General features: G+C 75.7%; 4 protein-coding genes. All 4 read right to left on the reverse strand.

Annotation, left to right across the window (positions count from 1 at the left end):
• Positions 1–47 precede the first annotated feature (47 nt).
• Entirely contained in the window at positions 48–1,829 is a 1,782-nt protein-coding gene (locus HCN52_RS19610) for a DEAD/DEAH box helicase (protein WP_168089770.1), read from the reverse strand.
• Between the two features lie 113 nt (positions 1,830–1,942).
• A complete protein-coding gene (locus HCN52_RS19615; RefSeq protein WP_168089771.1) occupies positions 1,943–3,406 on the reverse strand; it encodes an MFS transporter in 1,464 nt (487 codons plus the stop codon).
• Entirely contained in the window at positions 3,403–5,817 is a 2,415-nt protein-coding gene (locus HCN52_RS19620) for a xanthine dehydrogenase family protein molybdopterin-binding subunit (protein WP_168089772.1), read from the reverse strand. Before HCN52_RS19620 ends, HCN52_RS19615 begins: the two co-directional genes overlap by 4 nt.
• 32 nt (positions 5,818–5,849) lie before the next feature.
• Positions 5,850–7,321: (2Fe-2S)-binding protein (locus tag HCN52_RS25615; protein WP_245175298.1), on the reverse strand; the 1,472-nt coding region annotated here is incomplete at its 5' end.

Genomic DNA, 7,321 nt, shown 5'->3' on the forward strand with positions numbered 1-7,321 from the left:
CGTGTGCGACCCGACGCCGCGGTCCCGGCGTCGGGTCACACACGCTCTCACTTCATGCGCGTGGCCCACTCCCGGACCTTGGCCATCCGCTGGCGCAGCTGGTTGGGCGTCGCCTCGGCCGTCGGAGGGCCGCCGCAGCTGCGCCGCAGCTCGTTGTGGATCGAGCCGTGCGGCTTGCCGGTCTGGTGGGCGTACGCACCGACGAGGCCGTGGAGCTCGCGGCGCAGTTCCCGCAGCTCCTGGTGGGTGACGACCGGCCGCCGCTCCGCGGGGAGTTCGACGAGGTCGGCCTCCTCGTCGGGCTTCTTCCGGCTGTGGGCGATCTGCCGGGACTGGCGCTTCTGGAGCAGCATCTGCACCTGGTCCGGTTCCAGCAGGCCGGGGATGCCGAGGTAGTCCTGCTCCTCCTCACTGCCCGGGTGGGCCTGCATGCCGAACTCGGCGCCGTCGTACATGACCCGGTCGAAGACCGCGTCGGAGCCCAGCGCCTCCCAACTCAGCTGCTCGTCCTCGCCGGTGTCCTCGTCCTGCTGCTTCTCGGCCTCCTTCAGCAGGTCGGCCTCCTCGGCGTAGGGGTCGTCGTCCCCCTTCTTCGGCCGGTCCAGGACGTGGTCGCGCTCGACCTCCATCTCGTGCGCGAACGTCAGCAGCGAGGGGACGGTCGGCAGGAAGACCGAGGCGGTCTCGCCCCGCCGCCGGGACCGCACGAAGCGGCCGACCGCCTGGGCGAAGAACAGCGGGGTGGAGATGGTGGTCGCGTAGACGCCGACCGCCAGTCGCGGCACGTCGACCCCCTCGGAGACCATGCGGACCGCCACCATCCACCGGCTGTCGCCCAGCCGGAACTCGTCGATCCGCTCGGAGGCGCCGGTGTCGTCGGAGAGGACGACCGTGGCGGCCTCGCCGGTGATCTCGCGGATCAGCTTGGCATACGCCCGGGCGGAGTCCTGGTCGGTGGCGATGACCAGCGCGCCGGCGTCGGGGATCGCCCGCCGCACTTCGGTGAGGCGCCGGTCGGCGGCGCCGAGCACCTGCGGCATCCACTCGCCGCGGGGGTCGAGCGCGGTGCGCCACGCCTGCGAGTTGGCGTCCTTGGTCAGCGGCTCGCCGAGCCGCGCCTCGATCTCGTCGCCCGCCTTGGTCCGCCAGCGCATGTTGCCGCTGTAGGAGAGGAAGATGACCGGCCGCACCACGCCGTCGGATAGCGCGCTGCCGTAGCCGTAGGTGTAGTCGGCCGAGGAGCGCCGGATGCCGTCGTTGCCCTCGGCGTACGTCACGAAGGGGATCGGGTTGGTGTCCGACCGGAACGGCGTCCCGGTCAGCGCCAGCCGCCGGGTGGCGGGCTCGAACGCCTCCAGGCACGCCTCGCCCCAGGAGCGGGAGTCGCCGGCGTGGTGGATCTCGTCGAGGATGACCAGGGTCTTGCGCTGCTCGCAGCGGTTGCGGTGCAGCATCGGCCGCACGCCTACTCCGGCGTAGGTGACCGCGACGCCCTGGTAGGACTTGTGGAGCGGGCCGGCGCTGTACTCCGGGTCCAGACGGATGCCTATGCGGGCGGCCGCCTCGGCCCACTGCTTCTTCAGGTGCTCGGTGGGCGCCACCACGGTGACCTGCTGGACGACGTGGTGGTGGAGCAGCCAGGACGCCAGGGTCAGCGCGAACGTCGTCTTGCCGGCGCCGGGGGTCGCCACCGCGAGGAAGTCCTGCGGCTGCTGCTCGATGTAGGAGCCCATCGCGGCTTCCTGCCAGGCACGCAGCTTGTTGGCGGTGCCCCAGGGCGCACGGCCGGGGAAGGCCGGGGAGAGATGGGTGTTGGTGGTGGTAGTCACGGTCCTCGAAAACGGTGGGACGGGCTGGGCGACCGCGTCAGCCTACCCGGCGCGCGGAGCGCCGGAGGTGGCACGCCGGACGTGCGCCGCGCCACCTTCGCCGCCCCGCCCGGTCAGGCCGCCGGCGCCTCCTCCGGACGCAGCCGCCCGGCGACCACCACCGCCAGCAGGGCCACCGCGGTGGCCGCCGCGTAGACGACCAGGAACGCCTCCGGCCCGACGTCCGAGCCCGAGGTGACGGCGTGTCCGGCGACGCTGCCGCCGCCCAGCACGGCGAAGGCCGAGCCCACCAGCGTGAGCATCACCACGTTCAGCAGCGCGTCGCAGATCTGCAGCGCGGAGATGTTGCCGCCGCTGGTCTCCGGCGAGGAGTAGCGCAGCACCAGCACCCCCATCGAGGTGATCACCAGCCCCATGCCGAAGCAGCCCACGGAGAGGCTGAGCGCCGGGAACCAGACCGGTACGGCGGGCAGCAGCACCAGCGGGGTGGCGGCGACACCGACCGCCACCAGCGCCGTGCCGCCCCGCACCAGCCGCAGCCGGTGCGGCTCCAACCCGGAGCGGGACTGGGTCCAGGAGCCGAGCGCCCAGCTGACGCCGCCCGCCGCCAGGGCCAACCCGGCCTGGGAGTAGCCGAGTCCGCGCTGCGTGACCAGCATCAGCGGGACGAACATCTGCGTCGAGAGGAAGGCGGCGGAGGCCAGGCCGCGGAGCAGCACGGCCGAGGGCAGCCCGCGCGCCGCCCGGAAGGTTCCCGGGGGCATCAGCCGCACGGCGGCGGGTGCCAGGAGCGCCGCGCCCACGAGGACCGGCACCACCGAGAGCCAGCGCAGGTCCTGGCCGCCGTACTGGAGCAGCCCCGCACCCGCGGCGAGCGCGACGGCCAGCCGCAGCCGCCGGCGGTCGAACCGGCCCGGTCCGCCCTCCGGCGGGCCGGACGCGGCGCGGCGCAGCGCGGGCAGCATCACCAGCAGGGGCAGCACCACCAGCCCGGTGATGCCGAGGAAGACCCAGCGCCAGCCGAAGTGCTCGGCGACCAGGCCGGCGAGGACCGGGCCCAGCATCGACGGCACCACCCACGCGGCGGAGAACGCGGCGAGCGCGGCGGGCCGCAGCTCCTCGGGGTACGCGATCCGCACGGTGACGTACAGCGCGACGATGATCAGCCCCGCGCCGGCGCCCTGCCCCGCGCGCCCGAGGATGAAGACCAGCATGGTCGGGGCGGCACCCGAGAGGAGGAGCCCGCAGCAGAAGACGGCGATGCCGCTGACGACCGGCGCGACCGGTCCGCTGCGGTCGCACCACTGCCCCGAGACGGTCATCCCCAGCAGACTGGTGGTGAGGAAGGCGGAGAAGGCGAAAGCGTAGAGCCCGATGCCGTCCAGCTGTTCCGCGGCGGCCGGCATCGCCGTGCCGACGGCCATGGCCTCGAAGGCGATCAGCAGGATGACGCTGACGCTGCCGAGGGTCAGCGCCCGGTGGCGCGGGCCGAGCACTCCCCCGCGCTCCGCCGATGGTGCCGGCGGTGCCGGTACGGCCTCCTGGATACCGGCGTCACTGCCGGGAGCGGGCTTCATGCCCCTACCGTAGGGACCCCGCCCGGCCGTGCGCACCGGTGCGTCGGTGTGATCCGCACCGCCGCAGGACCGGCTCGGCGTAAGCGCCGCACCGCCTGCGGTACGGCGCGCGCACCGCCGCCGGGGTGGACCACCGCGGCCTGCGGCCGGATCGGCAGCCGGTTGACCGGTCGGCCGGTGGCCGCCCGGACCGCCGCCGCCACCGCGGCGGGGGCGACCACCAGTGGCGCGGCGCTGGCCGACTTGGCGCCGAACGGCGCGACCACGTCGCGCTCCTCCACCAGCTTCACGATCGTCAGCTCCGGCGCGTCCAGCGCGGTCGGCAGCCCGTAGTCGGCGAGGTCCGGGCGGCGCACGGTGCCGCGCGAGACCCGCAGGTGCTCGGTGAGCGCGGCACCGACCCCCTGGGTCAGTCCCGCCTCCAGCCGGGCGCGCAACTGCCGCGGGTTGAGGACCCGTCCGACGTCCTGCGCCAGCGCGAGCTCCACGACGCGCACCGCACCGAGTTCCACGTCCACGTCCACCACCGCGCGGACCGCGGCGAAGGCCAGCGAGACGAAGGCGTCACCCTGGCCGCTGCCGTCCAGCGGCTCGGTGGGGTGCGGCCGGCACTGGGCGGTCGCCCACAGCTCCTTGCCCTCCAGCGCCTCCGCGACCGTGGTGGAGAGCACCCCGTCGTAGGAGGTGATCTTCCCGTCGGCGATCGACAGCAGCTCGGCGGAGAGTCCGAAGGTCGCCGCCAGCGGTTGCAGCAGCTGGGTGCGGACCATCTTCGCCGCCCGCTCCACCGCACCGCCGGAGACCCAGGTGTGGCGGCCGCGGCTGCCGGGCCCCGCGGGGGGCTGGTCGGTGTCGACCGAGGCGACCCGGACGTCCTCGATGCCGAGGACCTCCTGCACGATCTGGCGGGCCAGCGTCGTGAACCCCTGCCCGGTCTCGACGGCCGCGCACAGCACGGTGGCGGTGGCGCCCTCGACCTTCACCGTCGCGGTGGAGACCTCGTCGGTGCCCTCGGCGCCCAGCATGTGCACCATGCCGAGGGCGTAGCCGACGCCGCGGCGGGTGGCGCCCGGCTCCCCCGCGCCCTCCGGTCCGCCGGGGAGCAGCCAGTCCTCGACCGGCACGTCCCGCGGCAGCGGCGGCAGCGGCGCCTCGCGGACGGCGCTCAGCAGGGCACCGACCGGCGCCGGGCAGGTGACCGCCTGGCCGGTCGGCAGCGCGTCACCGGTCGCCATCACGTTGCGGGCCCGCAACTCGGCGGGCTCCACCCCCAGTCGGGCCGCCAGCTTGTCCATCTGGCCCTCGTAGGCGGCGCAGACCTGCATCGCGCCCTCGCCCCGCACGTGACCGGCAGGCGGGTTGTTGGTGCGCACCACCCAGCCGTCCACCACCGCCGCGGGCACCTTGTAGGGCCCGGCCGCGAAGGCGACGGCGGCGGCGAGTGCCTCGGAGGAGTCGTCGGCGTACGGGCCCGCGTCGAGGAGGAGTTGCGCCTCGACCTTCACCAACCGCCCCTCGGCGTCCGCGTGGTGGCGGTAGCGGAGCAGGGTCGGGTGCCGGTGCGCGTGGCCGAGGAACGACTCGGAGCGGTTCGCCGCCAGTTTGACGGGGTGTCCGGTGCGGATCGCCAGCAGCGCCAACGGCAGCTGCATGCCCTGGTCCTCACGGTCGGCGAGGGCCCCCGCGACGCCGGTGACGTAGACCTTGACCTGCTCCTGGTGGAGCCCCAGGCAGCCCGCGATCCGGTCGCGGTCGGTGTGCGGGTCGGTGGCGCCGGTGTAGACCTCGACCCCGCCGTCGGGGCGCGGCACGGCGAGCCCCGACTCCGCACCGATGGGTGCCGGGTCCTGCCGCCCCACGCGGTACAGCCCCTCCACCACGACCTCGCCGGTGGCGGCGGCGTCGCCGTACCGCAGCGGGATGTGCCGGATGACGTTGCCGTCCGGGTGCAGGGGCGGCGCCTCGAAGGACTTCTCGGGGTCGGTGACGGGTTCGAGCACCTCGTACTCGACCGCGATCGCCGCGGCGGCCAGCCGGGCGGTGTCGGGGTGGTCGGCGGCGACGGCGGCGATCGGCTCGCCGTGGTGGCGCACCAGCTCCGAGGCGAACGGCGGCCGGTCCGCGACACCCCGCCCGAGCAGCGCACCGGGCGCCACGTCCTCGTGGGTGACGACGGCGCGCACTCCGGGCATCGCCGCGGCGTGCCGGGTGTCGAGCGAGCGGATGCGGGCGTGGGGGTGAGGCGAACGCAGCACCGCGGCCCACAGCAGCCCCTCGGCCCACAGGTCCGCCGTGTAGGGGAAGGTCCCGGCCGCCTTGTGCGCGGCGTCGGTCGGGGTGAGCGAGACGCCGATGCCGGTGGTCGGCGGGTCCGACGGCCCGTCGGTACCCCCGAGCCCGGCCGGGTTCAGGGTGACAGTGGTGGCCGCATCGCGCTGGTCCGTCACGCTTCGCCTCCCTCACCCGCGGGGCCGCCCTGGTGCGGCACGTGGGGTACCGACCCGTCCGTCGGGTCGTCCTCGTGGTGCGCGGCGTCCGCCGCGGAGCGCTCCTCGACCACCTGGCGGACGGCATCCAGGACCCCACGGTAGCCCGAGCAGCGGCAGAGGTTGCCGCACAGGGCGCGCCTGGTCTCCAGCTCGCTGGGCCGGTGGTTGCCCTCCAGCAGGTCGTGCACGGTCATCGCCATCCCCGGCAGGCAGAAGCCGCACTGCACGTCGCAGCCGGCGAGGGCGCGCTGCACGTCGGAGGGGGCACCCGGCTCACCGAGCCCCTCGACGGTGCGGATCTCGCTGCCGGCGGCGGTGGCGGCCGGCACCAGGCAGGCGACGACCAGCCGGCCGTCGACCTGCACGGAGCAGGCGCCGCACTCGCCCTGGGAGCAGCCGTCCTTCGCGCCGGCGAGGCCGAGCCGCTCCCGCAGGACGTGCAGCAGCGACTCCCCGATCCACGCGCCGGTGACCGGGCGGTCCACACCGTTGACGTGGAGGACGTAGGTGACCGTGGGGTGGCCGCTGGGCGCGGTCGGATCCGGGAGCGGCGGCGGTTCGGGGGCCGACGGTTCGGAGGCCGACGGGGCGGCGACGCCGTCGGACGGCGGCGGGTCCGCCGCCGGCTCCTCGACGGGGTCCGGTGCGGCGGGGTCGGGCACGGCGGCGTCGCGGGGCGCGGACCCGCCCGCGTCGGAGGCCGCCGGGCCGGCCGGCCCGTCGGGGTCGGGTCCGACCCTGTCGGCGCTCCCGGTCCCGTCCTCGGTCCCGGGGCCTTCGGGGTCACCGGCGGCCGGTTCGGTCGTCTCCGCCGGCTCGGCCGCCTCCGCCGAGGCGGGGGCACCGGGCGCGCCGTCGTCGACCCCGGGGCCGGGGTGCGCGTCGAACGGCGGGTGGTCGTCGGCGGGGTCCGCTCCGCCGGAGCCGGCCCGGGGCCCGGGCACGAACGCGGCGGCACCGTCCGGCCCCCGCTCCGGCGGGTCGGCACCGGGTCCGGCCGCGGGCGCCGGATCCCAGGCGTAGGGCGGGACGGCGTCCTCGGCGCTCAGATGCCCGGTTGCTGCGGGCGCGCCACCGCCGGGCGGAATCATCGCGTCGGCGCGTTCCGGGGGGAACACCTCGTCGACACCGAGGTCGACCGCGGGGCCGCTCGGCGGATCGGCGACGGGGTAGGGGTCGACATGGGGCTGCTGATCCGCGAACCGGTCCGCGAGCTGCTCCGCGAGCTGATCCGCGGCGCCGTACTCCCCCGGCCCCTCGCCCAGCGGGCGGCGCCGGGCGCGCCCCTGGTGCACCCCCGCCAGCGCGGCGGCGGTGCCCTGCGCACCCCCCGCGTCCGCCCCACTCACGGGGTCGGAAGGGAAGCCGGGGTCGGCGGGGAAGCCGGGGTCCGCGGAGAACCCGGGGCCGGCGGGGAACGCGGCGT

It is taken from the genome of Streptomyces bohaiensis, from assembly GCF_012033785.1.
Taxonomy (GTDB): domain Bacteria; phylum Actinomycetota; class Actinomycetes; order Streptomycetales; family Streptomycetaceae; genus Streptomyces; species Streptomyces bohaiensis.